General features: G+C 55.5%; 23 protein-coding genes and 5 pseudogenes. 14 read left to right on the forward strand and 14 right to left on the reverse strand.

Annotation, left to right across the window (positions count from 1 at the left end):
- Positions 1–174: 174 nt before the first annotated feature.
- From IPM58_02175 to IPM58_02215, 9 genes are all read left to right on the forward strand, one after another.
- Positions 175–426 (forward strand): antitoxin, encoded by a 252-nt coding sequence (locus tag IPM58_02175; GenBank protein ID MBK9305908.1) that lies wholly within the window; start codon positions 175–177, stop codon positions 424–426.
- Positions 427–638: 212 nt separating this feature from the next.
- Positions 639–875 (forward strand): type II toxin-antitoxin system HicB family antitoxin, encoded by a 237-nt coding sequence (locus IPM58_02180; protein ID MBK9305909.1) that lies wholly within the window; start codon positions 639–641, stop codon positions 873–875.
- The gene (locus IPM58_02185; GenBank protein MBK9305910.1) at positions 875–1102 is read left to right on the forward strand and encodes a type II toxin-antitoxin system HicA family toxin; all 228 of its coding nucleotides are present in this window, start codon (positions 875–877) and stop codon (positions 1100–1102) included. Before IPM58_02180 ends, IPM58_02185 begins: the two co-directional genes overlap by 1 nt.
- 204 nt (positions 1103–1306) lie before the next feature.
- Positions 1307–2749: an NAD-dependent malic enzyme gene (locus IPM58_02190; GenBank protein ID MBK9305911.1), complete on the forward strand. Its 1443-nt coding sequence runs from the start codon at positions 1307–1309 to the stop codon at positions 2747–2749.
- Positions 2750–2853: 104 nt separating this feature from the next.
- Positions 2854–3246: a hypothetical protein gene (locus IPM58_02195; GenBank protein ID MBK9305912.1), complete on the forward strand. Its 393-nt coding sequence runs from the start codon at positions 2854–2856 to the stop codon at positions 3244–3246.
- On the forward strand, positions 3239–3484 hold the full coding sequence (locus tag IPM58_02200; GenBank protein MBK9305913.1) for a DnaJ domain-containing protein: 246 nt from the start codon (positions 3239–3241) through the stop codon (positions 3482–3484). Before IPM58_02195 ends, IPM58_02200 begins: the two co-directional genes overlap by 8 nt.
- 7 nt (positions 3485–3491) lie before the next feature.
- Positions 3492–3980, forward strand: coding sequence for a hypothetical protein (locus IPM58_02205; GenBank protein MBK9305914.1), 489 nt, complete (start codon positions 3492–3494; stop codon positions 3978–3980).
- Positions 3899–4408, forward strand: coding sequence for an HRDC domain-containing protein (locus tag IPM58_02210; protein MBK9305915.1), 510 nt, complete (start codon positions 3899–3901; stop codon positions 4406–4408). The genes IPM58_02205 and IPM58_02210 overlap by 82 nt, the downstream gene beginning before the upstream one ends.
- 22 nt (positions 4409–4430) lie before the next feature.
- Positions 4431–4700: a hypothetical protein gene (locus tag IPM58_02215; protein MBK9305916.1), complete on the forward strand. Its 270-nt coding sequence runs from the start codon at positions 4431–4433 to the stop codon at positions 4698–4700.
- A gap of 138 nt (positions 4701–4838) precedes the next feature.
- Here IPM58_02215 and arsC read toward each other — a convergent pair whose 3' ends face one another.
- From arsC to IPM58_02230, 3 genes are all read right to left on the reverse strand, one after another.
- A complete protein-coding gene (arsC, locus tag IPM58_02220; GenBank protein MBK9305917.1) occupies positions 4839–5189 on the reverse strand; it encodes an arsenate reductase (glutaredoxin) in 351 nt (116 codons plus the stop codon).
- A 113-nt stretch (positions 5190–5302) separates the two neighbouring features.
- A complete protein-coding gene (locus tag IPM58_02225) occupies positions 5303–5533 on the reverse strand; it encodes a hypothetical protein (GenBank protein ID MBK9305918.1) in 231 nt (76 codons plus the stop codon).
- A 133-nt stretch (positions 5534–5666) separates the two neighbouring features.
- Entirely contained in the window at positions 5667–6059 is a 393-nt protein-coding gene (locus tag IPM58_02230) for a hypothetical protein (protein ID MBK9305919.1), read from the reverse strand.
- 147 nt (positions 6060–6206) lie between these two features.
- Between IPM58_02230 and IPM58_02235 the strand changes: the two are divergent.
- Both IPM58_02235 and IPM58_02240 read left to right on the forward strand, forming a co-directional pair.
- Positions 6207–7342 (forward strand): annotated as a pseudogene (locus IPM58_02235) (citrate synthase).
- A gap of 138 nt (positions 7343–7480) precedes the next feature.
- Complete coding sequence (locus tag IPM58_02240; GenBank protein MBK9305920.1) at positions 7481–7930, forward strand: Hsp20/alpha crystallin family protein; 450 nt, start codon at positions 7481–7483, stop codon at positions 7928–7930.
- A 130-nt stretch (positions 7931–8060) separates the two neighbouring features.
- Here IPM58_02240 and IPM58_02245 read toward each other — a convergent pair whose 3' ends face one another.
- From IPM58_02245 to IPM58_02265, 5 genes and pseudogenes are all read right to left on the reverse strand, one after another.
- Positions 8061–8234: a hypothetical protein gene (locus tag IPM58_02245; GenBank protein ID MBK9305921.1), complete on the reverse strand. Its 174-nt coding sequence runs from the start codon at positions 8232–8234 to the stop codon at positions 8061–8063.
- 642 nt (positions 8235–8876) lie between these two features.
- Positions 8877–9557 carry a PEP-CTERM sorting domain-containing protein gene (locus tag IPM58_02250; protein MBK9305922.1) on the reverse strand — a complete coding sequence of 227 codons (681 nt, stop codon included), beginning with the start codon at positions 9555–9557 and terminating at the stop codon, positions 8877–8879.
- Between the two features lie 700 nt (positions 9558–10257).
- Positions 10258–10728, reverse strand: a pseudogene (locus IPM58_02255) (DDE-type integrase/transposase/recombinase).
- A gap of 100 nt (positions 10729–10828) precedes the next feature.
- Positions 10829–12325: pseudogene (gene ltrA, locus IPM58_02260) on the reverse strand (group II intron reverse transcriptase/maturase).
- 681 nt (positions 12326–13006) lie between these two features.
- Positions 13007–13670 (reverse strand): annotated as a pseudogene (locus IPM58_02265) (IS3 family transposase).
- Positions 13671–13859: 189 nt separating this feature from the next.
- Between IPM58_02265 and IPM58_02270 the strand changes: the two are divergent.
- The 3 genes and pseudogenes from IPM58_02270 to IPM58_02280 all read left to right on the forward strand — a co-directional run bounded on the left by IPM58_02270 (position 13860) and on the right by IPM58_02280 (position 18591).
- Positions 13860–15296, forward strand: coding sequence for a class II fumarate hydratase (locus IPM58_02270; GenBank protein MBK9305923.1), 1437 nt, complete (start codon positions 13860–13862; stop codon positions 15294–15296).
- Between the two features lie 51 nt (positions 15297–15347).
- The gene (locus tag IPM58_02275; protein MBK9305924.1) at positions 15348–16061 is read left to right on the forward strand and encodes a hypothetical protein; all 714 of its coding nucleotides are present in this window, start codon (positions 15348–15350) and stop codon (positions 16059–16061) included.
- A gap of 131 nt (positions 16062–16192) precedes the next feature.
- Positions 16193–18591 (forward strand): annotated as a pseudogene (locus IPM58_02280) (RNA-binding transcriptional accessory protein).
- Positions 18592–19104: 513 nt separating this feature from the next.
- Here the strand turns inward: IPM58_02280 and tenA are convergent.
- The 6 genes from tenA to accC all read right to left on the reverse strand — a co-directional run bounded on the left by tenA (position 19105) and on the right by accC (position 26615).
- Complete coding sequence (tenA, locus tag IPM58_02285; protein ID MBK9305925.1) at positions 19105–19773, reverse strand: thiaminase II; 669 nt, start codon at positions 19771–19773, stop codon at positions 19105–19107.
- 183 nt (positions 19774–19956) lie between these two features.
- Complete coding sequence (sthA, locus tag IPM58_02290) at positions 19957–21360, reverse strand: Si-specific NAD(P)(+) transhydrogenase (protein ID MBK9305926.1); 1404 nt, start codon at positions 21358–21360, stop codon at positions 19957–19959.
- A gap of 134 nt (positions 21361–21494) precedes the next feature.
- A complete protein-coding gene (gene tpx / locus IPM58_02295) occupies positions 21495–22157 on the reverse strand; it encodes a thiol peroxidase (protein MBK9305927.1) in 663 nt (220 codons plus the stop codon).
- A gap of 53 nt (positions 22158–22210) precedes the next feature.
- The gene (locus IPM58_02300) at positions 22211–23221 is read right to left on the reverse strand and encodes an alpha/beta fold hydrolase (GenBank protein ID MBK9305928.1); all 1011 of its coding nucleotides are present in this window, start codon (positions 23219–23221) and stop codon (positions 22211–22213) included.
- Positions 23196–25151: a sodium-extruding oxaloacetate decarboxylase subunit alpha gene (gene oadA, locus IPM58_02305; protein ID MBK9305929.1), complete on the reverse strand. Its 1956-nt coding sequence runs from the start codon at positions 25149–25151 to the stop codon at positions 23196–23198. The genes IPM58_02300 and oadA overlap by 26 nt, the downstream gene beginning before the upstream one ends.
- A gap of 45 nt (positions 25152–25196) precedes the next feature.
- A complete protein-coding gene (gene accC, locus IPM58_02310; protein MBK9305930.1) occupies positions 25197–26615 on the reverse strand; it encodes an acetyl-CoA carboxylase biotin carboxylase subunit in 1419 nt (472 codons plus the stop codon).
- Positions 26616–26659 lie beyond the last annotated feature (44 nt).

The following is a 26659-nucleotide window of genomic DNA, read 5'->3' on the forward strand; positions in this document are numbered from 1 at the left end:
TCCTTTCAACGGAACTGGTGATCGACCGGGGCCAGTCCCTGGCGATAACTACTCCACCGAACACAGCCTTCCCGGGCAGTTTGCGCAAGTCACTTCCGCGTGACCTCTCCGTTGCCAGATGACGCCAACGTCTATTATGACGTTTGTACAGTGCCATATCGAAAGAGGCTTGCGATGGCCACCCGAAAGAAAACGAAACTCTTTATGAGCGGTAACAGCCAGGCTGTCAGATATCCCCGCGAATTTCAGCTGGAGGGCGACGAAGTCGAAATTCAACCTTGCGGCAACGCGTTCGTCATTCGTCCAAAGAAACAGACGTGGCAGTCGCTTCTGGATAGCCTCACCCTGTTTACCGACGACTTCATGGAAGGGGGTAGGCAACAACCTCTGGTCCGGAAGCGAAAGTCTTCCTTCACATGGAGGTGATGCTGGATACCAACATCTGCATCTACCTCATCGAGCAACAACCTCCCGCCATCCTTGAACGTTTCCTCTCTCATCCGGTCGGAGATATCGGCATTTCCAATATCACGGGTGCTGAACTGGAGGTCAGTTTCCTGGCGAAAGGCATGAATGAGTCGCAAACGAGTGGAGCTAGGGCATGCGTGTGCTATACTTCTGACTCGAAAGGGCAACCAATGACCTACTACACCTTCGAGATTGTTGTCGAAAAAGAAGCTGACGATGTTGGGTATCTGGCCTACAGTCCGACATTGCCGGGGTGTTTCAGCAACGGAAAAACCATAGAGGAAGCCAAGCGTAATATCCGGGAAGCGATTCAGCAACATCTTCAATCCCTCCTGGCTCATCAGCAGCCAATCCCTCAAAATGAGAAACTGGTGCACGTGGAAGAGCTGACCGTCGCGGTGCCTTGATGTCCCGGATGCCGCAAGTCACGGCTCAGGACCTGATTCGATTCCTCAAGTCGCAAGGGTTCGTCGAAGAGCGGCAAGCGGGAAGCCACTTGACCCTCCGGCATACCGGTCGCTCTGTATCTGTCACGATTCCCGTGCATACAGGCTGCGATATTGGGAGGGGGTTAGCTGTGAGAATTCTCAAAGATGCGGGCTTTTCAGTCGATCAATACCTTCGCCAACGATGAATTTTGCCGCGGCTCTGGGTCTCATGATGTAGTGTTGAAAGTGAGCGGCATCTGGTCTGCAGTCACACCACACCCCTATTTGACTGAGGCACAGTTTTGATGTGCTGACCTCCTCCGCAATCCTCACTGCGCATTATGCGCAACCGCAATCGCTCCTTGCCGTGATTATGGGTTGTGATACGCTGGAGCCAACGTGAGGGTCCTATGACAGAGATCGGCCCCTATTCCAATTACCGACTGACGGTCCGCTTAGAGTTGGCCAACGCGCCTGGCATCTTTGCCAAGGTGGCGGCGCTACTCGCGGAGGAACAAGCCAACCTTGGAGCCGTCGATCTTGTTTCCGCCACGAAAACCCGCATGGTTCGAGACATCACGTTTGATGCGCAGAGTGAGGAGCATGGAGAAAAGGTCGTCGCTCGTCTCGGTGAATTACCCGATGTCACGGTGGTGTCCGCTTCTGATCGCATTTTTCTGCTTCACCTTGGGGGAAAGATACGGGTCGGCAGCAAGTTCCCGATCAGCACCCGAAATGTCCTGTCGATGGTGTATACCCCGGGCGTCGGTCGTGTCTCGCAAGCGATCGCCAAAGACAAATCTAAAGTGTATTCCTTTACAAGTAAGAGCAACAGTGTCGCGGTTGTGTCCGACGGGTCCGCAGTGTTGGGATTGGGAAATCTTGGCCCTGAGGCGGCACTTCCCGTCTTGGAGGGCAAGGTGATGCTCTTCAAGGAATTGGCCGGAATCGATGCGTGGCCCATCTGCGTGAACAGCCAGGACCCGGATGAGATCGTGCGGATCGTTCAAGGGATTGCGCCAGGGTTCGGCGGGATCAACCTGGAGGACATCAGCGCGCCACGCTGTTTCGAGGTGGAACAGAAATTGAAACAAACGCTCGATATTCCAGTGATGCATGACGATCAGCACGGCACGGCCGTGGTCCTGCTCGCCGCGTTGACCAATGCGCTCAGGGTGACGGGGAAACAGCTGGAGCACGTTCGGATCGTCGTCAACGGTCTGGGCGCCGCAGGGACGGCCTGTTGTCGTATCTTGCTGGCGGCTGGGGCCTCCCACGTCCTGGGATGCGACAAGGAAGGGATCATCCTTTATGGAGAGGCTGAAGAACTCCGGGCCTGCCGGACTGATCTGCGCGCCTGTTTGACTCGTGACCGGCCGCGGGGCACACTCCGTGATGCGTTAAAAGGGGCCGATGTGTTTATCGGGCTTTCAGTCGGCAATATGCTCACGGCCGATGATCTTGACTTGATGGTGCCCGATCGAATCGTGTTTGCCTTGGCCAACCCAGATCCGGAAGTTCCACCGGAGCTCGGGCTCTCCCACGCCGCAATCTTTGCGACCGGACGATCGGATTATCCCAACCAGATCAACAATGCCCTGGCATTTCCCGGCATATTTCGCGGCGCGCTTGATGTCCAAGCCAGCGAGATCAACGAGGCCATGAAGTTGGCCGCAGCTCAGGCCATCGCCCATGTGATTCCGGAGGGGACATTGAGCGAAGACTACATCATTCCCAGTATCTTCGACAAAGAGGTTGTCCCTCGTGTGGCGCGGGCTGTTGCGACTGCAGCGCGTGCGGCCGGAGTCGCCAGAAGACGAGCTAAACCGGACGATCCTGCCGAATTTGTGTGACGCTTCCTTCGAGAACGTGTCGACCTACCATTGCTCTTTTGTAGCCTTCAGACCGGCAAGGTGGCTGTGGTAGAATACGCGCGTTCAGGAGCCAGAGCGTACCGATGCCGTTTTCGACTGCAAAATTTTTGAAATTTCGGAGCGGGATGCAAAAGCGCATCGGCTCCCTCCGCACCAAAACCGAAGACAGTCTGGACTGCGCCGTGGAAACCATGATGGAAGAACGGGTGGATGGATTTTTCCAGGTTGAACATGGGCTGGAGGAAATCATCAAATCGCTGATCGAAATTGAGGAAGAATTGGAGGTCGTGCGCGACTTGAGCGGCGCGATGCGGCTCGAATCACGGCTGGAGTTCGTGGAAGACCGTTGGGACGAGTTCGACAGCGAAATACGCGAACGTCCCCGCCGCCGTCGCAAACGGGTCAGCCTCGCCGATATGCTCAAAGCCGCCGGCGGAAGCGGGGCCCCTTTCAGACAATCCGAGCTCGGTGAATAATGCGGTGGATGCCTATGCCATCATGGGGGTGGAGTTCGGAAGTTCCCTCGCGGATGTCACGGCGGCTTTCCGAATCAAGGCCAAGCAGCTCCATCCCGATGCGAACAATGGTGATCGGAGTTCAGAACCAGAACTCCGCCGCATGTTGGAGGCCTACCAATTTCTCAAGGAATATCTGAGTCTGAGTAACATCGAGCCGATGCGGCCTCCGGATCGGCCCTACACCCCTTCAGAGTGACAACCCTGTGAAACATTCCACCGCGCCTCGCTACATCACTAGTACCACCGAACTCGGTGAGTTGTGCGAGCAACTTCGAGATTGCTCGCGTATGGCCTTGGATACGGAATTCGTGGGAGAAGACAGTTTTGTGCCGCGATTGGAGCTCATTCAAGTCGCGACAGAACAGACGGCAGCGGTCATCGATTTTCCTGCGGTCCAGTCGAACGGCGTACTGAGACATTCTGGGAGATCGTGTGTGATCCGGCTGTTGAAAAGGTGGTTCACGCGGGCCGGCAAGATCTCGATCTCTTTGCGGTCCATGCCGGGCAAATCCCCAAGCCCTTCTTTGATACCCAGATTGCCGCGGCGATGGTCGGATTCGGCCATCAAGTCGCCTACGCGAATCTCGTCCAGAGGGTCCATGGGAAACGGTTGGACAAGGCGCATACCTTTACCAATTGGAGCGCACGTCCGCTGTCTCATGAACAACTGGCCTATGCGCTGGAGGATGTGACGTTTCTGTTGGCGATTCACGATCACTTACACAGCCGGTTGTCGAAGCTCGGGAGGTTGCAATGGGCACACGAAGAGTTCTCGCGGCTGGAAAGTGTGGTCGGCGAGACTCGGCGTGAGCCGCAAGAGCGTTATCAGCGCATACGTGGATGGGATCAACTCAAGCCAAAATCAGCTGCGGTCCTTCGTGAACTTGCAGTGTGGCGGGAAGGGGAGGCAAAACGGCGAAACGTGCCTCGCAATCGTGTCGTCCGGGATGAAGTTCTGCTGCAGCTGGCGCGACATCCGCCACGACAGGTGGATGAGTTACGCAACGTGCGAGGGCTCCATAGCTCGGAAGCGGATCGCAACGGAGACGTGCTGTTAGCGACCATTCACGCGGCGCTTGCGCTTCCTTCTTCATCCTGGCCCGTGCTCGAAAGCGCGTAAACCGGAACCGGAGTCGACCGGGATGGTTGAACTGTTGCAGGCAATCGTCAAGGCCTGCGCAAACCAAGCGGAGATCGCACCCACGCTTCTGGCAACCACCGCAGACCTGCAGGCATTCGTGGAGGCCAAGACCGACCGTTCAGCTCTAGACCTCCCGCTCCTCAAGGGTTGGCGCCGGGTACTGGTTGGAGAGGTCCTCCTCGACGCATTAGAAGGAAGACTCACCGTCACTATCGACCCGGACAAGCGGGCGATCAGGTGGTCGTCTCCCAAACATACGCCCATCTCCTGAATCATTTACGTCACGCAGGATGCTCAAAAAGGCGCGTCCAGCAAGGCCGCAGCGAGCGAAGAGGCGAGGCGTATGCCTCGGTACGTTGAGCCTCTGAGCGATGCGAGAACGCCGCTGGCGGACTTTTTCAGCATCCTGCTAGAGGAGTGTCTTGATTGAATCCGCTGGTCTCGCCAGGATCGCCTGATCCCCCTTCTCAACGATCGGCCGTTGAATAAGGTCCGGATGTTTCACCATCAGGTCGAGGAGTTCATCGTCAGAGAGCTGTTTCTTCCCCAGGCCAAGTTCCTGGTAAATCTCCTCCTTGGTTCGGAGCACGTCTCTTGGAGCCAGACCGGCCTTCCTGAGGAGGGTTTTTAGCTGAGATGTGGTAAAGGGACGTTCGTAGTAGTTGATTGTGGTATAAGGTTTCCCACTGTCTTTAAGGACCTGCACAGCCTGTCGGCACGTGGTACAGGTCGGCTTCTGATAAATGGTAATGTCGGCCATGATGACTCCTTGTGTGAAAGAACGTGTCTTGACGATTTTTTTCAGTCTATGGTTAGATCACAAACAGTAACCGTTACAGTATGGGATTGTCCATGCCTTGGGTCGGAACAAGCTCAGCTGGTCAGTTTGCCTGCACGACGACCGTGCAGCGAACATTGAAGGATCTTCGTATTAAGCGCAAGGGGCAGCCGGTCTTCGTGCTCGGTCATGTTCTGACTCGCAAAGGACAGGAAGCCTCCTTCGAAGCGTTTAATGATCGCCTCGCCGTCGTGAAGTTTGGAGACGGCGCATTGGTGGGGTACGATCCTCGTGAGCTTCTGCTGCCGACCGAAATCGATGAGCACGGTGTTCCCTACTTCGAAATTCGACCGTGCCGATCCTGCAGTGCTGTTTCCATTGACGATGGAGGAAAGCGATTCCGATCAGGAACCCGATCAATGCTCGGACTGTATGGCCTGATCGAGGGAGTCGCTGAACTCAATCGACAAACGGAGCCATCTCTAAGGCCTTCCGTAAGAGGCAATCGCCCGCAAATCCCTGCAACACCATCGGGAGCATGGCGGCATCGATAGCTCGAACCGATAGCACATGGAAACCTTCCGAGGACTTGTTCCCTTCCAGCTTAAGCGCGTGACAGATTTCCAATTTCTTCCAAATCAGGTTGGAGAGTATCGGTTCAGATGCCAGCAGCCTCAGGTCTGCGACGGAATCGCCAATGGCAACCTTGGCGGAAACTCGTGCGCTATCTTGTGGAGTTTCACTGACGACCGCGAATGCCGTCACATCGTCTGCCCAGACGCATGGATGTCCGCTGATGACCAGCTCCAGAACGAACAAGCAGCCAATAGCGATGGCAACTATGCGTAGCATCCACGTCTCTCGTTCCTTATCCCATTCACCGAGCACATACTTCGCACCATGGTCGTGTTCAGTATGCCAAGCCCCATTTTCCATTGCAAGAATGGCACGGAGCTATGATAGGGTACCTGTAGCTCTTACTTTCCTGTGTGAGGGTGCATCATGCCGCATGATTTCATGCCGGGATTAGCCGGTGTTCCAGCTGCCACATCCTCGATCAGCGATGTCGATGGCCAACGTGGGATTCTTGAGTATCGTGGGATTCGGGTCGAGACCCTGTGCGCAGACTCCACTTATCTGGAAACTGCCTATTTGCTTCTCTTCGGGCACCTTCCTTCGGCGGCGGAGTTTCAAGAATGGAGCAGGGATGTTACCCACCACCGGCGCATCAAGTTCAGCATCGTTGACTTGCTGAAATGCCTGCCCGAGCAGGGGCACCCGATGGACGCCCTCCAGGCGGCGGTGGCGGCGCTCGGGATGTTTTATCCGGGCCGCAATGTAAAAGACGTCGAGAATAACTATTGGAGCGCGGTGCGGCTTGTCGCCAAGGTGCCGACAATCGTGGCAGCCTGGGCGAGGCTGCGGCACGGTGATGACCCGCTCCCTCCGCGCGATGACCTCGGCTTCAGCGAGAACTTTTTGTATATGCTGACGGAGTCCGTGGCTCCGTCATTGTGGGCGGATATTTTTGACGACTGCCTGATCCTTCATGCCGAACATACGATGAATGCCTCGACGTTCACGGGATTGGTGACGGCCTCGACGTTGGCGGATCCCTACACTGTTGTTGCGTCCTCGATTGGGGCATTGAAAGGGCCGCTGCACGGAGGGGCGAATGAGGAAGTCGTGGTGATGCTGAGAGAGATCGGCACGGCGGAGAAGGCAAGGGCGTATGTCGCGCGCGCGATGGAGAATAAGCAGAAGTTAATGGGATTCGGTCATCGTGTCTATAAAGTGAAGGACCCTCGGGCAACAGTTCTTCAGGAACTATGCCGACGATTGTTTCGCGAATTCGGGAGTTCTCCGTTGTACGAAGTCGCGCTGGAAGTGGAAGCCGCAGCGGGAGAGTCCCTGAACAGCAAGGGATTTATCCCAACGTGGATTTCTACTCGGGCATCATCTACGACAAGATGGGTATTGATATCGATCTCTTCACACCGCTCTTTGCGATGTCCAGAGTTTCGGGCTGGCTGGCCCATTGGCTGGAGCAGTTACGAGAAAATAAGCTATTTCGCCCCGATCAAATCTACTCCGGCGAGCACAATCGCCCGTACGTGCCCATCGACCAGCGTTAACACCTGTATTTATCATGACCTTCCCGGGCCCTTGACTTCTCATAGGGCCGATTTATCTACCAATCAGGCAGTTGAGTCGACGCAGCGCCAGTAGCGATAACCTGACAGTTCAACAGGCACATCCTAAAGGAGGTTACTATGGCACTCGTACGATGGGATCCGTTTCGAGAGTTGGAGGAAGTCTCAGATCGGTTGAATCGCATGTTTGCGCGCCCGGCGACGCGATCGTCTAACGGCAAGGAGACGATGATTGTGGCGGACTGGACACCGTCGGTCGATATTAGTGAAACCGAAGGAGAGTATCAGATTAAAGCTGAGATTCCCGATGTGAAGAAGGAGGACGTGAAAGTCACCCTCGAAGATGGGGTCCTCACGATTCAGGGGGAGCGGAGGCATGAGAAGGAAGAGAAGGGAAAGAAGTATCATCGGATCGAGCGGTCGTACGGCAGTTTTGTCCGGACCTTCTCGCTGCCTGATGTGATCGATGAGGAGAAGGTGAAGGCTGAGTTCAAGGAGGGGGTCCTGAACCTCTCTCTCCCGAAGTCGGAGAAGGCGAAACCGAAAGCCATCGACGTGAAGGTGGCGTAAGTCAGTCCGAAGGTCGTGTGAGCCGAACAAAGGCCCGCCTTCTAGGCGGGCCTTTGTGTTTTGTGAGGCAGCAGACCAAACCACTATTCCATCTTAGGATTACATTCCCATCCCATGATGGAGGACCTTGTTAACGTGCGGCAACGGTCTGGGATTCTCGAGCTGCCAGGCTTTTTCTGCGATTATTCGAAATCGTGCGGTCGATCATGGCGCCACAGTTGAGGCATTTCCAGGCATAGAAGACGAGAAAGAAATCTGAGAACCGCTCCAACAGCATCATCCCGTTACACTTCGGACATTCCATTGAGTCCTCCCAGGGTGAGTACGTACACAGCTGATGATGAACAGAAGCAAGACCTACACCAGATAAGCACCCTTCAATATGCCAACAATTAACAGTTACGTATTAAAAAATTATATAAACATGTTAGCAAAGTGACGGTGTCGGGGCGTGCAGCGCGTCAATCTTTTGTCGGGTCGAGGGGGTGAGAATATGAGTGTTGGCAATATTTGCTAGGGTGTTATTGTTGAAAGGGAGAATCGTGGGTGAGTGATGTGGCTTTTTATCTGTCTAAAACGTATGCTTCTCTAGAAAGGAAGTCGGAAGGCCGCTTCACTGGCCTGGGAGGGGAACGACATTCCTACTGTTGTGAAATAGCCCTCATTGTCAGAAACTGTAGGATCAAAGTTGGATTCGGCACTCAGACTGTGCGGCTGGATCTTAGCTCTTGCAAAACGCCACATCGCACGGTTGTTCGGGAGGTTCAGCTATTTGTCTTTGGCCTCAAGGGCAAAGGTGAAGGGTGAGTTCAAAATAACGTACGGCACTTCAACTTGCCGACGCGAAGGTCGGGGATGCCAACACGAGAGTTTCTCTCGAACAAAAGGCCCGCCTGAGAAGGCGGGCCTTTTGTTTCCAGGGAAGTGGGACTGCCAGAGGGTGTGGCTAGAAAATGCGATGTGAGCCTCTAGTTATATGAGCGCCAACTGCAAGGCTTAGGAGTGCAAGCCCGAGTAAGGCAATCGTCGCCGGTTCAGGAATAGCTGCTCCACCGGGGGTCGCTGATTCTAAGGTGATGTTGTCAAAACCAATCTGATTCGCTACACCAGAGAAATCAACTGATCTGGCGACACCGGAAAAATTCACTCCAACCGGCTCCCAATTGCAAAATGGATCAGGAGGGCCGCACGAGCCAAGAGCGGCCAAGTTCAAGGTGGCCAGGATGTTCCCTGTTCCATTCAAACCATCCCATACCGTCACACTTCCATTAAAAGTTGTACTCGAGTAGAAAAAAGAAAATCCGGTATCAAAACCTGCGGGGACATTCATGGTATCAGCTGTTCCGGTGAGGAAGAAAACGGTGGTCTCAGCGCTTGGAGGATTGGTGAAATTGGCCAACGGGTGGGATTCCTGTAGGGTAATGGAATTATCTGAGAATATGACGCCAAAGTTTGGGCCAGGGCCACTTCCGCTTCCCCCAAGCCCCCCGTTGTAGAAATTCCCAACCTCCTCAAGGCTTTGGAGCCCCTCGAAGTCAAGAACAGAAATTGCCTCAGCTTGCTGACTGAAAGGTGAAAGCAACCCAATCATACATCCCAAAGTCACTGCAAGCAGATACCGCCTCATGCTCCCTCCTCGTTGTTATGTTGGACAGTTCCTTAAATGCGAAGATTAAGAGCAATATAAATGCCTTCATTTGTGCGTACCTTATCTAGTGGTAGAAACATTTGGATTTCGTTAGCGAATGCCATGAATCCTGGGAATATGGAAGCTGTGTCATGAAATTTAATTGTAAAAAGTATTTACAATAGATGGGGAATGCTCTCATATCTTACAGAGATAACTTGCTGACATTCATTGACTTATTCAATATTTTGCACGTGTAAAAATATCTTACATGTAAAGTGTAGTTACATAGGTGTGGAGGATATGGCTGAGCGCGTCACTGCTCAACCAAAATCCGTCTTATACAGAATCAGGAATAACACCTGGTGACTGTTTACCTGGTTCATAGTGTCACAGACCTTTTGGCTTTCCCTTCGTTAAACTCTGAACTCTCAAGTCCCAGTCTCTTTCGTTCAGGACATATTGCAGCATACATTACTGATTGTGATAGCGCGAAGGCGAAAATAGCTGTGTGCCCTGGTACATCTGTGATCGAGGATCTGAACCCTAAATGAGTCAGATATTATTAAACGTGAACGCGATTGGCATATCATTGCTTTTCTATCAAGGAGTGAGATCGGCGGGTTAGGTGAGAGAGAGGTGGCTCCGCTTGTTTGGACAGTTTCTGCCAGTTCATAAGTGGCGCCTGGCGGGTTGCTGACTACGCAGCGGTCTGCCGTGTCGTCAGATTGTCGTAATAGACTTGATCAGGCGTCTGGCCGTCAAGCGCCTGATGCGGTCGGGTCTGGTTGTAGAACATCAGATAGTGCGCCAAGCCCTGCTGCGCAGCCCCAACCGTCTCGTAGGCGTGCAAATACACCTCCTCGTATTTGATACTTTTCCAGAGTCGTTCCACGAATACATTATCCCGCCAGCAGCCTTTGCCGTCCATGCTGATCTGAATCCCCTGGTCTTTCAAGAGCCCCGTGAACTCCTGGCTGGTGAACTGACACCCTTGGTCGGTGTTGAAGATCTCGGGACAGCCATACTGCGTGATCGCCTCTCGCACGGCCTCGAGACAGAAGTCCGTGGTCAACGTATTGGAGAGCCGCCAGGCCAGCACCCGGCGACTGACCCAGTCCAAGACGGCGAAGAGATACACGAAGCCGCGTCGCATTGGAAGTGGAGTGAGAGACCGGGCGTAGTCGCACTATCTCCCAGTCTCTCCTCCCCGAACCGGACTTGCACCTCTCAGCGCATCCGGCTCTCCATTCAAGCGTTGCGTAACGCAAAACAGCCACGTCAGCGTAGCGCGATTCGAGGAACGTGCGATGCTCGTCGCGAATCAGGTACGGGTTCCTTCTGGGGTCCGCCACCTGAACTGACCCTTGCGGCTGGTGACCAGGCGTCGAAGCGCCTGTTCGCCATACCACCCACGACTATTCTGTCCCCTTCGTACCCATGTGGTGGCGCGCCCCGGTTCTGGTGCCCGGACGTGTTCACGCATCAGGCCCGGGAATCCTCGCCGATACTTGCGCGCGAGCCAATGTCCGAGCTTCAGGAAGACGGTTCGGTCCACTCGGTTAAAGATGGTCGCCGTATAGTCAGTGTATCGATAGAAGTTCGCCCATCCCGAGAGTGTCCGGTTCAGGCGTTCCATCAGGTCCATGCCGTTCCCGCTGTAATTGCCAGACAGTTCCTTGACCAGCTTTGGCCGTGAAGCCTCGGTACTTCTCCCATGGGATCGTCGTGACCGGTCGCAGCTGACCTCGTGGGCCCCGCTTGCGGATGATGCGGTGGCCGAGGAAGACCACGCCGTCGTTCACGTGGGTGATATGGGTCTTCTCCATATTCAACGTGAGCTTGAGCGTCCCTTCCAGAAACGTCCGGCACGCTTCGCGTAGTGCCTCTGCGTGCGTTTTGGTTCTTTTACGACCACGACGAAATCATCCGCATAGCGACAGTAGGAGACGCCCGGTTTCCACTGCCGGTTCTCTCGTACAGCAATCGGTCGCTGTTTGAGAATGCCGAAGTTCCACGCCCATCGGTCCTTGCGCACCTTCTTGCTCAGGTATTTCGCCTCCATCCAGCCATCGAATTCATGCAACATGATGTTGGATAGCAGCGGAGAGATAAACCCCTTGTGGAACACCTTCGCTCGCGGCGCAAAGAGACTTGCGATCAACACACCCCGCTTTGATGCACGTCCACAGCAGGGCCAGGAAGCGCTGATCGCAATACGTTTGCGGACGGCTTTCAGCAGCAGGCGGTGATGAACCGTCTCAAAGTAGCTGGCGAGGTCGCCCTCGATCACCCAACGACCCGCCGCTCTTTGTTCCTCGTCGCTTTCCTGCAGCTGCACTTGACCGTTCGTATCGCATGGTGCACACTTCGGGCAGGCCTGAAGCCATAGGATGCCCGATGGAAATCACTCTCCCATATCGGCTCCATGGCCATCAGCATCGCTCGCTGGACCACTCGATCCCGCAGACTGGGAATCCCTAAGGGCCTCAACGTGCCGTTCGCCTTGGGTATGTACACGCGCCGTGCAGGGAGCGGCGTATAGGAGCCCGCTAACAATTCGGCACGTATCGTCGCCAGTTCCTGGTGAAGGGTTTCGTCATCGATGGTCTTGTCGACCCCATCGACGCCCGGCGTTCGCGCACCACTGATGCGAGCGTGATGCGCGCGGCTTCTGCCAGCCATGCTCGATCAGCAATCAGTCTCAGGAGTCGATCGAACTTGCGTTCGGGGTTCTCCGTTGACCACGTTGCCAGCTTGCGTTGCATTTCCCTGATTATCAAAGGTCTTCACCTCATTGTGGTCAGGTAATCCGCCCAACATGCCGCTCACTGCCCCCTTCGCCATGTGGCCCGGCTTTTTCCCGACCTCGGACTACTACGAGGGCTCCGTCAACGTGTACCGCGTCGGGGGACACCCCTTGTCATCGGTTATCGGTACACGCTTCCCAGTTCATGCTGGACTTCACACACGGGCGAGGTTGCCTATCGCAGTCTTTCTCCTTGCGTTCCGCAAGTCGTCCGCGGGACGCCAGCGGTCTAGCTACGCGCTCCCCATGACTCCTGCTGGGCAGCGTACATGTCCAGCCTGCATTCGCCGTTCCCGTCCATACGTGACGGGCACGGATCCGCGTCCTGCCTGGAAAGCGGTGTAGGGCAGGGGGTGACATTTCAACCCTCAGATGCGTGTCAATAGGGTGTGTTCCTCAACCGTCCCCATGTTCAGCCTAGAGGCGCATCTTGGCGTAACCGCTTCGCCGCACGCCCCGTTTCCTGCGGACTTCGTCACCTTGCCAGTGTCCGGCAAGTCACCGCCGCTTCGGCTCACTCCTTCTCGTAGCAGAGGGAGGGCATGCTCGTCATTGCCACACTCCTTCATCGAGCCATGCATTCCAGACATGCTCAAGCAACTCAGTCCCAGACAGGCGGGCTTCGTTGGCTGGGCGTACTGTAGGTGATATCGGCCGCCCAGACGTGATTGGGACGACTGATCGTGAGATCGCGGAGGAGATACGGATAGATGGTGTGGGCCGGATGCCGCCGACTCAGATGCGGTTTCCGATACAGCGCCTCAATCCCCATCCGGCGCATGAGCGGGCCACCTGGCGCCGTCCAATGGCATGGCCCTCCTGCCGCAAGAGATCGCGCAACATCCGCGCCCCGGCAAACGGATAGTGCAAATGCAGCTCGTCGATCCGCCGCATCAACGCCAGCGTCGTCTCGGAGACCGGCGTCGGCTGGTAATAGGCGGTCGAGCGGGCCAGCTTCAGGAGTTGGCATTGCCGCACGACTGGCAAGGGGTGCGTGCGATCGATCATCGCTTTGCGCTCAGCAAGCCGGCCTTGATGAGCGCCCCTTCTAAAAAATCATTCTCCAGCGCCAGTTGCCCGATCTTCGCATGAAGGGGCTTAAGATCCGGCGTCTCTGATGGAGCCTTCGCCCCACCAAACACATCCGCGGCTCGCGCCAGCAACTGCTGCTTCCATTCGGTGATCTGCGTGGGGTGGACACTGAATTGCTCCGCCAATTCGGCCAGCGTCTTGTCACCTTTGACCGCCGCCAAGGCGACCTGCGCCTTGAAGGTCGCTCCGTGATTCCGTCGTGTTCTCTTCATTGCCTCGCTCCTTTGGCTCGCCACCACCCGGTGGCATCGGTGAAGCCAGGCTACCACTTAGCACACTGTCCGAATTTCCGGAGCCCCCTCTGAGAGCGGGCCTTCGGAGAACCCTTGTGAAAAGGAGTTGGCTGCGTTTATCATGGCGCGCGCAAGTGATTAGATCCTCTCATACATGGAGCACCAGGCATGAAAGTGAATCAAAGCAAGACATCCGTGCCGACCCGAATCGAACGAGACACCATGGGGGAACTCGCTGTTCCAGTCGAGGCCTACTATGGCGTGCAAACGGCCCGTGCTATTGAGAACTTTCCGATCAGTCCGTTGCGCATGCCGAGATCAGTCATACGAGCCATGGGCTTGATTAAGCGGGCGGCGGCGGCTGTGAATCACTCCCTGGGTTTGTTGGACAAGAAATCAGCAGAGGCCATCAAACAAGCGGCGACCGAAGTGGTCGAAGGAAAGCTGGATGCCGAGTTTCCGGTTGATATTTTTCAGACCGGTTCCGGCACGTCTACCAATATGAACACGAACGAGGTCATCTCCAATCGTGCAACCGAGCTACTCGGCGGCACGCGCGGCAGCAAGCTGGTGCATCCCAACGACCATGTGAACCTTGGCCAATCGAGCAACGATGTCATTCCAACCGCTATCCATATTGCTGCATCGGAATTGATGGAGCAGCAGCTCTTGCCGGCGCTGACGCGCTTGCAGAAGGCCCTAAAGGGGAAAGCAAAAGAATTTGACCGGATCGTGAAAATCGGTCGGACCCATTTGCAGGACGCCACGCCGGTGAGGCTCGGGCAGGAATTCGGTGGGTATGCCAGGCAGATTGAACTGGGAATTCAACGGGTGAAACAAGCGCAGGAGGCTTTGAGCGAAGTTGCGTTGGGAGGAACTGCTGTCGGGACTGGCCTCAACTGTCATCCAAAGTTTTCGGCGAAGGTGATGGCTATTATCTCCAAGGAGACCGGTTGTTCGTTCAAGGAGGCGAAGAATCACTTCGAAGCCCAGTCGGCGCAGGATTCACTCGTCGAAACGAGTGGCCATTTACGGACTCTGGCCGTGAGTCTGTTGAAGATCGCCAACGACATTCGTTGGCTCGGGTCAGGGCCACGGTGCGGGCTCGGGGAAATCAATTTGCCCGAGACGCAACCAGGGTCCTCGATCATGCCGGGGAAGGTCAACCCCGTGATTGCGGAGTCAGTGACCATGGTCTGTGCCCAAGTGATCGGGAACGATGTGACCATCACCGTCGGTGGCCAGGCAGCGAATTTCGAACTGATTGTGATGATGCCGGTGATGGCCTATAACCTGCTCCAGTCTATCGAGCTGCTGGCGACGGCCTCGAATAACTTCGCCGCGAAGTGTATTGAAGGCATCAAGGCAAACGAGGAACGCTGCAAGAGCCTCATCGAAGAAAGTTTGGCCATGTGTACGGCCTTGGCGCCTGAGATCGGGTACGAGGCAGCGGCGAAGCTGGCCAAGGAGGCCTACAAGTCCGGTAAAACGGTCCGTCAGATTGCTAAAGATCAGAAGGTCTTACCGGAAAAACGACTTGCTACGCTGCTCGATCCATGGCGCATGACTGAGCCAGGCGGACCGGTGGGGAGTGCAGGCGGGTAGTCGTTTGGCGATTCTCTGTTGCATCAGCACCGTTGAATTGTATACTGGTGGATGATGAGCCAGGAAGATCGTAAGCACTCCCACGCAGTTGGTCTTGTGGCCTTCCTGGTATTTGGTGTGCTCTATGGGTGTGCCACGACCGGCCGCCAGTCGGCCCATGACGGGCCGAACGTGGTTCCTACCATGGGCACACGTGGCGCACTGTGTTGCGCGATGGCCAAGGCGGTTCCGAGGCAAAGGGCTTTGGCCAAGACCGCCGTGAGATTTGTCGGCAAGTCCAGAGTGGTCATTGATGGTCGATACTATAATCCCGACTGTTCCGGTTTTGTTCGTGGAGTCTATGCCTCACAGCGTGTGGATCTCTTTGGTGGACTTGGGGAATTGAATGAGGGTAATGGCGTCGGGCGTATCTATACCCATGTTGTCGAACATGGGAGGATTCATTATGGTCCGACCGTCCATCCTGGGGATTTGGTGTTTTTTCACAATACCTGGGATTTTAACCGAGACGGTCTACCGAATGATCCGCTGACACACGTCGGTGTCGTGGAGAAGGTAGAGCCTGATGGAACCGTGCTGTTTGTCAGTTCGCTTTCAAACGGAATTAAACGCTATCGAATGAATCTCCAACATCCTGAAAGGTATAAGGCTCCCGATGGGCGAGTTCTGAATAACTTCTTACGACGTAAACAGTCGGGTGATGTTCCAGGAACCCGCTATCTGGCGGGGCAATTGTTTGCAGCATTCGGCACGCTGACTCGTTAGCGTTTCGCTGCGTTTGTGCTATGACTTCCTGAATAGAGTCAAGCCCATCTATCAGCAACGATAATCCTTCACGACGTGCTCAGAGAACGCGGACGACTGACGCGTTCGGAAAGATCCGGGTTTTGTAATCCATGACGACGGTAACGACTCAGGCCTCATCACAGGTAGCAGACCCCAAGATTCCACGCACTATCGCCAAGGAGCTGGGTGTCGGTGTTCACCAGGTATCAGCCGCGGTTGCGCTCCTCGATGAAGGGGCAACGGTTCCATTTATCGCACGCTATCGGAAGGAAGCGACCGGAAATCTGGACGATACACAACTGCGTTCATTGGAAGAGCGTCTCTCCTATCTGCGTGAGCTGGAAGAACGGCGTGCCGCTGTTCTGGCTTCAATCGAAGAACAGGGGAAGCTCACGGATGCCTTGCGGACGAGTATCGAAACGGCGACAACAAAGCAAGCCGTGGAAGATCTTTATTTGCCGTTTAAGCCCAAACGCCGTACCCGTGCGACCATCGCGCGCGAAGCAGGGTTGGAACCGTTAGCGGATAGTCTTTCGGCGGATCCACTGCTGCATCCCGAGCAAGAAGCGTTCAAGTATATTCGGGTGGTGCCGGCTTCGGAGGGGGTGGAGGCGATCAATGTCCCCGATGCTAAAACTGCTCTCGAAGGGGCACGGGATATACTCACCGAGCGCTTTTCAGAAACCGCTGAGTTGTTGGCCGCGTTGAGGACACGACTCTGGGATCAAGGGGTGTTAACCTCAACGGTGATCAAGGACAAGGAAACGGCAGAGGCCGAGAAGTTTCGTGACTACTATGCGTATGCGGAACCGATTAAGACCGTCCCATCGCATCGAGCGCTCGCGCTGTTTCGTGGTCGTGCCCTGGGGGTGTTGAAGCTGGAGTTAGGTTTGGGGGAGGTACTCGATGCGGTCGTTCCCCATCCATGCGTGTCCATGGTTGCGGCTTATGCGGGAATTGAGGATCGTGGACGACCCGCAGACAGATGGCTGATCGGTGTCTGCGACTGGGCGTGGCGCGTGAAAATGCATCTCCAGCTCAGCACCGAATTGCTGGTGCAGTTGCGTCAAGCAGCGGAAGCCGTGGCGATTCGGATCTTTGCCGTAATCTGCATGAGTTGTTGTTGGCGGCGCCGGCAGGGCCGAAGGCCATCCTCGGCCTGGACCCTGGTATTCGGACCGGCTGTAAGGTCGCGGTGGTGGATGCGACCGGCAAGTTGCTGGAGACAGCGACGATCTATCCGCATCAGCCTCAGAACGACTGGCAAGGCTCATTGGAGACGCTCGTGCGACTTGTCATCCAACATGGCGTGCAATTGATGTCGATCGGCAACGGGACGGCGAGCCGCGAAACCGACAAGCTTGCAGGCGAGGTCATTAAATTGGTCGCGGTGCAAAAGCCTGAGCGACCGGTATCGAAAATCATAGTCAGTGAAGCAGGGGCGTCAGTGTATTCGGCTTCGGCTTTCGCCGCGAAGGAGTTTCCAGAGTTGGATGTCAGTGTGCGCGGCGCCGTGTCTATCGCCCGCCGCCTGCAGGATCCACTGGCTGAGCTGGTCAAGATTGAACCGAAGGCGATCGGAGTGGGCCAATATCAACATGACGTCGATCAGCGGGCGTTGGCGCGGTCGCTCGACGCCACACTTGAAGATTGTGTGAATGCCGTCGGAGTGAATGTGAATACGGCCTCGGCGCCGCTGTTGGAGCGAGTGTCTGGTCTGAATAAGGCCCTGGCGAAAAATATCGTGGACTATCGGGATACCAACGGCCCGTTCCTCGATCGGGGGGCAATCCGGAAGGTTCCGCGGCTCGGCGAGAAAACATTCGAGCAGGCAGCCGGTTTTCTGAGAATTCCCGATGGCGATAATCCCTTAGATCGTTCCGCCGTTCACCCTGAGGCCTATCCGGTCGTCGAACGGATTCTGACACGGTTAGGAACAGGGATTACCGACGTGATGCGCCAACCGGCCGTGCTGAAGGGGCTGTCGCCGGAAGATTTTATTGATGAGCAGTTTGGATTACCCACGGTACGCGATATTTTTGCCGAGCTGGAGAAGCCAGGCCGAGACCCGCGTCCTGAATTCAAGACCGCGACGTTCAGGGAAGGGGTTGAGACTCTGAGTGATCTGCAGCCCGGCATGGTCTTGGAAGGAGTGGTGACGAACGTGGCGGCATTCGGTGCGTTCGTTGATATCGGAGTGCATCAGGATGGCCTTGTGCACGTGTCGGCGCTGGCCAATCGATATATTAAAGACCCACACGAAGTGGTCAAGCCTGGTCAAGTGGTGAAGGTGAAGGTGATCGATGTCGATCTGAAGCGCCAGCGGATTGCGTTGACGATGAGGATTGACGATGCGGCGAGCCGCCCTCCTGCATCCCCGAAAGCAGATCATACTGCAATTCGTGATCAACGTGGTAGAGGACCATCACCATCTAGCCAGCCAGCGCGAGGGCCTCAGCCGATTGGCGCGATGGCTTTGGCATTGGCCAAGGCGAGACAGAAATCATAGCTAAGATCATATTTGAAAGGTGTTGCAGAAGGTATCGTTGACGAGACGGTAAACGGGTGAAGCCGTTCAGTACATTGGTAAGTGCTATGATTTTCGTCTGAGTAGGGAAGGTTCTATCCAAACGGTGTGAAGGCCTGCAAGTTTCCCATCCCTGATTCTAAACTCTATTTCTGCCAGACCAATGTGGTTAAAGGAACGCACCTTCTTGTACTTGCCTCTAAGGTGGCGGAACACCGGTTCCGATTCTATTCGTGTCCTACCAGGCATTTGTGAAAGGTTGGGAAGGCCGATAATTCGGACGATATCACCAGGAAAGATACTCTGTCCCCTACAGTCCTTCGGGTTCATCGTGGCAAGTGGCGATCATTGATTCAATTGTTTTCTTCCCGTTTCCTTACATTCCCTCGACGGACGGCATTGAGCAAGTCTCTGCTCGCTCGAAACGGAAGGGCCCCGCTGGTGGGATGGGTGGAGTGAGGACGAGCAGGTTGCTCAATGACAGGATTCATCGAACTACACCGGCCACTGCTCTTCGTTCCATGCCATTTCCCAGAACATCCACTCGTACCGTGAGCTGATGATGAACGACTCCTCCATCCGACGAAGTTCATCCTTGCCGGCGGTCTTGGCCCACAGATCAATTTTCTTCCGCATCCAAATTTGGACCTCTGCAAATTCTGGCGAGGCATAGAGCATGAGCCAATCTCGATACGGATGCGATTTGGCAGGGTGCCCTTTCCGTAACAGGTGTTGTCCTACCACACAGTAGATCCAGGCGCAGGGGAGAGCCACCACTGTGACTTCCACGGCTGTGCCCGAAGCCGCGACGGTCAGCATGTGGCGTGTATAGGCGTAATTCGTCGGAGCCATGGGGACCGACGTCATCTGTTTCGGCGTCAGGTTCCATCGTTGGCCGTAGTTCTCGTGCAGACTGCGCTCGACTGTGATGGTTTCTTCCGCGAGCTTGGCGAAGCGCAGCGCGCTGTCTGAGTCCGGAGCTCTGAGAATCCCAGCGGCGAAGACACGAGAGAGATCGCCCAGAAACCTGGCATCTTGCAGAATATAGTACTTGAACTTCTGGGCGGGCAACGTGCCGTCGCCCAGTGCAACGACGAAGGGATGGCTGAGCTGGGCCTCCCAAATTGAAACCGTCAGCTTTCTCAGATGGTTTGAAAACGACATGGGGTTCCTCCTAAACGGAAAACGGATCTCGTGAAACGTAAAGCGTATTTCGCCACTCAGTTTCGAGTTTCTTGTTTCAAGTTTGGAGAGAATCGTCCCATGTGACGTGAAACTTGAAACCAGCAACCTGAAACCGTTGTGCCAGATGATGAGCTACGCCTCACGAACGACGCACCATGAACCTTAGAGGTACGGGATCCAGGGTCTTGGCAGTCGGTTCATGCCGTCCAACGCCGCCACCTTATAACACTCGGCCAGAGTCGGATAGTTGAAGACGGTGTCGATGAAATAATCGATCTTGCCCCGAAACGCCATGACCGCTTGGCCGATGTGGATCAATTCTGTCGCGCCCTCCCCAATCACATGAACACCCAGAAGATGTCTGGTATGTCGATGAAACAGGATCTTGAGCATGCCGGTTTCGTCGCCAATCAGTTGTCCTCTGGCGATCTCCTTATAGCGCGCGATTCCGACGGCATAGGGAGTTTGGGTGTGCTTCAGCTCCTCTTCGTTCCGTCCCACCATGGAGATTTCTGGAATCGCATAGATGCCGTACGGGAGCAGGAAGGTATCGATACGATCCGAGTGGCCGAATGCATGGCTGGCTGCATGACGTCCTTGCTGCATCGAAGTTGAGGCCAACGCCGGAAATCCGATGATGTCACCGGCCGCATAGATATGCGGAATCGCGGTTTGGAGATGTTCGTTGACGGCCAAGCGTCCACGGGTATCGGGTTGCAGCCCAATGCCTTCCAGATTGAGTGAGCGACTGGCTCCGACCCGACCGACCGCGTACATAAGGGTGGATGCTCGAAGCGGCCGGTTGTTCCGCAATGAAACCTGGATGGATTTGTCCCAGTTGCGTTTGATCGCAAGAACTTCTTCATCGTGATACAGCGTGACGCCGAGCTCCTTCATTTGTTGTTGGAGTGCATCAATGATCTCAGCATCGACAAACTCCAGTAGCCGTGGGCGCTTGTCGATGAGGGTGACGGGAATTCCCAATGCGGCGAGCATGGACGCATACTCGGTTCCGATGACCCCACCTCCGACGATGACGATTGATTTGGGAATTCGTTTCAAGGTCAGCAGTCCATCGGTATCGATGATGGCTTGATCGTCGAAGGGAACGTCGGATGGCCGAGCGGGTTCTGTCCCGACAGCGATCACGATGAAGTCAGCCGTCAGTTCGAGGGCACCACGGACCGTCTGAATGTGGAGTCGATGGGGATCGAGAAAACTGGCTGTTCCAAAAAACATGTCGATCCGGTTACGGGCCATTTGATCCTGGACGATCTGGATTTCATTTTTGATGACGTGGTTGGCTCGAAACGCGAGGTCTTCGATGGTAATGGTCTTTTTCAGTCGGTAGGTGCCGCCATAGATGCTGCGCTGGCGAAATCCTGAGAGGTAGAGCACGGCTTCACGGAGGGATTTGCTGGGAATGGTGCCGGTATTGATGCAGACACCACCAAGGACCATCTTGCGTTCAATGATTCCGACCTTCTTGCCGAGCTTGGCCGCCTGTACGGCCGCCTTCTGACCGGCCGGTCCTGTTCCTATGACGAGTAGATCGTAACGAGCCATGGATTTCAGCAACGGTTGAGGTTGAGAGTGAGGTCAAAGGTACGTTGTTTGAGGTGGGAGGCTAGAGGTCGCTGCTTCACGCCTCAACCCTCCAACCTCCGTCGCCCTCGGCTCAACCTCAACCTGTCTTCATCTCAGCTCTCCGTCACCAAACGTCGGGCGATCTGAAAGGCCTCTTCCATATCCGGCAATTGACTCAGCTCAGGTGTGATTTGAAGATGGCGGATGGTGTTCATCTTATCGATGACCATCACGGCTCTCGTCAAAATGTGTGGACCTTCCAAGAAGAGGCCGTGCGTCTTCCCGAAGTCGCCGCTCCGATAATCCGACAGGAACGTCACGTTGCCGATGTTGGCTTCCTGTGCGAAACGCTTCTGTGCAAAAGGTGTATCGACACTGACCGTGATGAGTTCCACCATTTTATCGAGGCCCTTGTTCTTCTCACTGAGAAGATGGGTCTGCTGTTCACAGACCGGCGTGTCTAGGGAAGGGACGATGTTGATGATGCGGACCTTTCCCGCCCCTTTCGTCTCCGCGATATTGACGAGTGTCAAATCGTTCTGCACCACGTTGACGTCCCGTAGCCTCTCTCCGATCTTGACCCCATTTCCGCTCAGCGGCAGCGGATCGCCCTTGAACAGGACGTTGTTTCCCTCTCCGGCAGTGACGGTTCCGTCGGCCACCGGCATGTTCTTGTACGAGAACGCCTGTCCGGATGATCCTGCCATTGTCTGGCATCCCTCGAGGCCTAGCGACAGGCACAGTGCCGTACCTAAAACCCAATATCTCGTCTGCATCGTCTGCTCCTTTCTGAAGATGATGAGCGGCGAGCCCGCTCGAAAGATCCGTATCAAGGTGATGTGTGAATATACGTGATCAAGGACCGGTTGACCAGCGCCGGCCGTTCCCATTGTGGCATATGGCCGGCATTGGGAATTCTGACGAATGCGGATCCGTGGATGCGGTGGTGTAGTTCTTCACCCACTGCGATAGGAAACACCCGGTCGGATTCACCCCAGATGATCATGGTCGGGTGTGTGATGCTTGCAAGGTGTGGAGCGAAATCCGTCTCCCAGGAGGGCAGCGCGTTTCGAATCGCCATGATGGGTTTGATCACACCTGGACGCCGGCGGTTCAGATTCGACCGATCTATCACGGCCGGCGTGAGCAGCGTGTGATCGTGGACGATTTCTTTCAGGACCGAATCGGTGACCATTCCGCCGAACAGCCAATTACCGAACGAGACTAACCACCAGGGGGCGCGCGTTTCCAACGCTTGCCGGAATGAACGGCTGGTGAGCTTGGCCATGACCTGAGACGGCAGTCCGCCGATGAGCACGAGTCTGTCGACACGAGTTGGATGGGCTAATGCCATTCCAATGGCTAATCCAGCTCCCATTGAATTGCCCACCAGTGTGGCGTGAGGAATCTGTAGCGCATCCATAAATCCAAGGCAGAAATCCAACATCTGATTCGGCAGGTAGTCAATATCAGGCTTGTCGGACAATCCGGAACCGGGTAGGTCCAGCGTTAGGGTTCGGAAGTGTTGGGATAGTGCCTGTTGCTGATGTTCCCACTGCCACATGGACCCACCAAAGCCATGGATTAAGATCACCGGTGGGCCGGTGCCGACATCAAGATAGGCAATCTGCTGATCGTGGACGAGCACTGTCTTTATCGGGATCCGTTCCGTCGGGGAAGGTGCCAACGGTTCAAAATATGGAGGAATTGGTGGAGATGAAGCGCAGGCGGTCATGAGTGATGACAAGAGCCACAAGATGAACAGCACAAGATGCCCGCGTTGGGAGCGAGAGGCGGCAGAGGCGCCGTTAGAATTACTCAAGCTGGATGACCGTTTCATCCGTCTTTACATTGTCTCCTTCGCTTGCAAGGATGGCAGCGACGTTCCCATCGATGGGCGCCGGCACCTGGCTTTCCATCTTCATGGCTTCGATGATCAACAGCGGATCTCCGGTCTTGACCTGATCACCAATCGCAGCGAGAATCTTCACGACTCGACCGGGCATGGGTGGAGCAACGTCACCAGGTTTTGAAGGTCTTGGTCGTTTGGGCGTTGCACCTGTTTCTGTTTGGTGCGCCTCTGGAACTCCGGCTAAGATTTCCCGAATGGGTTCGAGCGAGACCTCTTGAAGCCTGTCATTGACCCTGATGTAGTAGGGTTTGCGCCCATCGGTTTGGCGACCTGATCCCGAGACTTTCACGTGGTAGGTTTCGCCATGGACGGTGATATTAAACTCGACGGGAGCCAGATGAAGTTCGCCCGCGACCGCCGGGCCCTTGGCTAAGGTCGCCTCCAGTGGTTCGGGGACGAGATCGCCTTTCTCTCGCGCCTCGAAAAAATCTCGGGCAATCGCCGGGAACAGGATGAATGATAGTCGATCTTCGATACTGGATGCCGAGGAGGGCAAATCTTTTGCGACCGTATCCAGTTCCGAATCCAATTGGTCCGCCGGTCGAGTTTTGATCGGGTCTTCATCGCCAATGGCGCGTGCCATGATGTCACGGGCGACCGGGCCGGGCGCCCTGCCGTAGAGCCCAAGGAAGTAATTCTTTGTTTCGCTGGTGATGACCTTGTAGCGCTCTCCCGTCAGTACATTGAGCGTCGCTTGGGTGCCGACGATCTGGCTGGTCGGGGTAACCAGAGGCGGGTATCCCATGTCCTCTCTGACGCGGGGGACTTCTTCGAGGACTTCTCTCATCCGATCCAGCGCGTTTTGTTCGGTCAACTGGGCGGCCAAGTTGGAGAGCATCCCACCGGGAATCTGCGAGGTCAGGATTTCCGCATCGACACCGGTGAAGTCGCTCTCAAATTGACGATACTTTCGGCGAACCTCCCGGAAATGTTCCGTGATCGGAAGGAACGAGGCGAGATCCAGCCCCGTGTCGTAGGGCGTGTTCTGCAGTGACGCCACCAGCGTTTCCGTCGCCGGGTGGGAGGTTCCTCCGGCGAGGGGAGAGATGGAGGTATCGAGCATGTCGAGCCCTCCAAGGATGGCCATCAGCGACGACATGGAGGCCATGCCGGAGGTGTAGTGGGAATGCAGATGGATCGGCACGTCCACTGCGGCTTTCAAACGCCTGACGAGCTTGTATGCATCGAGCGGAGCCAGGAGGCCGGCCATATCCTTGATACACAAGGTGTCGGTGCCGAGATCCTCAAGCTTTCTGGCGAGGTCGATGTAGCGATCGATATTGTGAACCGGACTGACGGTGTAACTGATGGCAGCCTCAGCATGTTTGCCGCAAGCTTTGACTTCCCGAATGGCTTGGTCGAGATTGCGGACGTCGTTAAGCGCGTCAAAAACTCTGAAGACGTCGATACCGTTGGCGGCTGAGCGTTCAATGAATCGCTCAAGCACATCGTCGGCGTAGTGCCGATATCCCACCAGGTTTTGCCCTCGCAGGAGCATCTGAAGCTTGGTGTTGGGCATGGCTGCGCGCAGCGCGCGAAGCCGTTCCCAGGGATCTTCTTTCAGGAAGCGAAGGCAGGTATCAAACGTGGCACCACCCCAGACCTCCAGTGACCAATAGCCCACGGCATCCAGCTTTTTCGCGATGGGCAGCATATCTTCCGTCCGCATCCTGGTCGCCAACAGCGACTGATGACCGTCTCGCAGCGCGACGTCGGTAATGCGGATAGGTTTGCCGGCTGCCGGTTCGATGGCCAATTCACTGAAGAGGGGTCTGGGATGCTTAGACGTCTTGATCGCAGGGGCTGGACGCCGGGTTCTTCTCGTCGGTCGTTTTATGGTCGGTCGTCTTTTTGCCATGGCAGCTAGTGCATCCTTGTGAAAGTCGAAATACGGACGGTCTGACTACAGCCCTTCATAGGCGGCGATGGCGGCCGATAGAGCCAGGACCAGGTCCTCCGGTTGATCGACTTCGTCGTAGTTAAAGAGTTCGGGATGTGTCTCGATATAGGAGGTATCGAATCGTCCTGCCATGAAGTCCGGTTCTTGCATGATGGCTTCCATGAAGGGGATGGTGGTCTTTATTCCACGGAGCACATACTCTTCGAGCGAACGTCTCATACGACTGACGGTTTCTTCCCAGGTGCGGCCTCGAACCGTCAATTTAGCCAAGAGGGCATCATAATAGGGGGGTACCGTGTAATCCCTATAGACGGCTCCGTCAATACGCACGCCGATTCCGCCGGGGGAGAGGTAGGCCGTCACCCTTCCGGTACAGGGCAGAAAATTGTTCTTTGGATCCTCCGCATTAATCCGACACTGAATGGCATGGCCTTGCAGAATGACGTCCTTTTGCTGGATGCTCAGCGGCAGGCCCGCTGCACACTTGATTTGATTTCGTACGATATCGATAGCCGTGATCTGTTCTGTCACCGTATGCTCGACCTGGAGGCGTGGGTTCATCTCGATGAAGTAGAACTTGCCGTCTTGATCGAGCAGAAATTCCACGGTGCCGGCGTTATCATAATTCACCGCGCGCGCGATGGCGATCGCAGCATTGCCCATTTCTTCTCGGAGCTCCTGTGTCAACACCAACGAAGGAGCGATCTCGATCAGCTTCTGATGCCGTCGTTGAATAGAACAGTCTCGTTCCCCCAGATGGATGATCGTGCCGTGCCGATCTCCCAGTAGCTGGAACTCAATGTGATGCGGTCGCTCGACATACTTTTCGATGAACACACTACCGTCGCCGAAGGCGGACTCGGCTTCTCGCGCGGCTACCTCCATGTTTTCGTGCAGCTCTTCATCGCTGCGAACCACCCGAAGTCCGCGTCCCCCCCCCCCTGCACTGGCTTTGATGATGGCAGGGTACCCGACCTCATTCGTGAAGGCCAACGCTTGCTTGAACGTGCTCACTCCTCCCTTGGTGCCTGGTACGATAGGCACGCCGATACGTTCAGCCAGTTCCCGCGCTCGCACCTTGCTGCCCATCAGGGTGATCGCATGAGATGAGGGCCCGATAAAGGTGATTCCGGACGATTGGCAAAGTTCAGCGAACTCCGCATTTTCCGAAAGAAATCCGTAGCCGGGATGGATAGCATCGGCTCCGATCTGGAGCGCGAGGTTGACAATCTGTTGCCCGTCGAGGAAGCCTTTGACCGGCCCGGGACCGACGACGTGCGCCTCGTCGGCTTTCTTGACATAGATACCGGTGGAGTCCGCCTCTGAGTGGATCGCAGCCGTGGCGATATTCAATTCCCGACAAGCGCGGATGATCCGCATGGCAATTTCACCGCGATTAGCCACTAAGATCTTCTTGAACATGCTCCGAACCCTTGGGTTCCTGTGTGGATAGAGAGAGCGAATAC

It is taken from the genome of Nitrospira sp. (genome assembly GCA_016715825.1).
GTDB lineage: Bacteria > Nitrospirota > Nitrospiria > Nitrospirales > Nitrospiraceae > Nitrospira_D.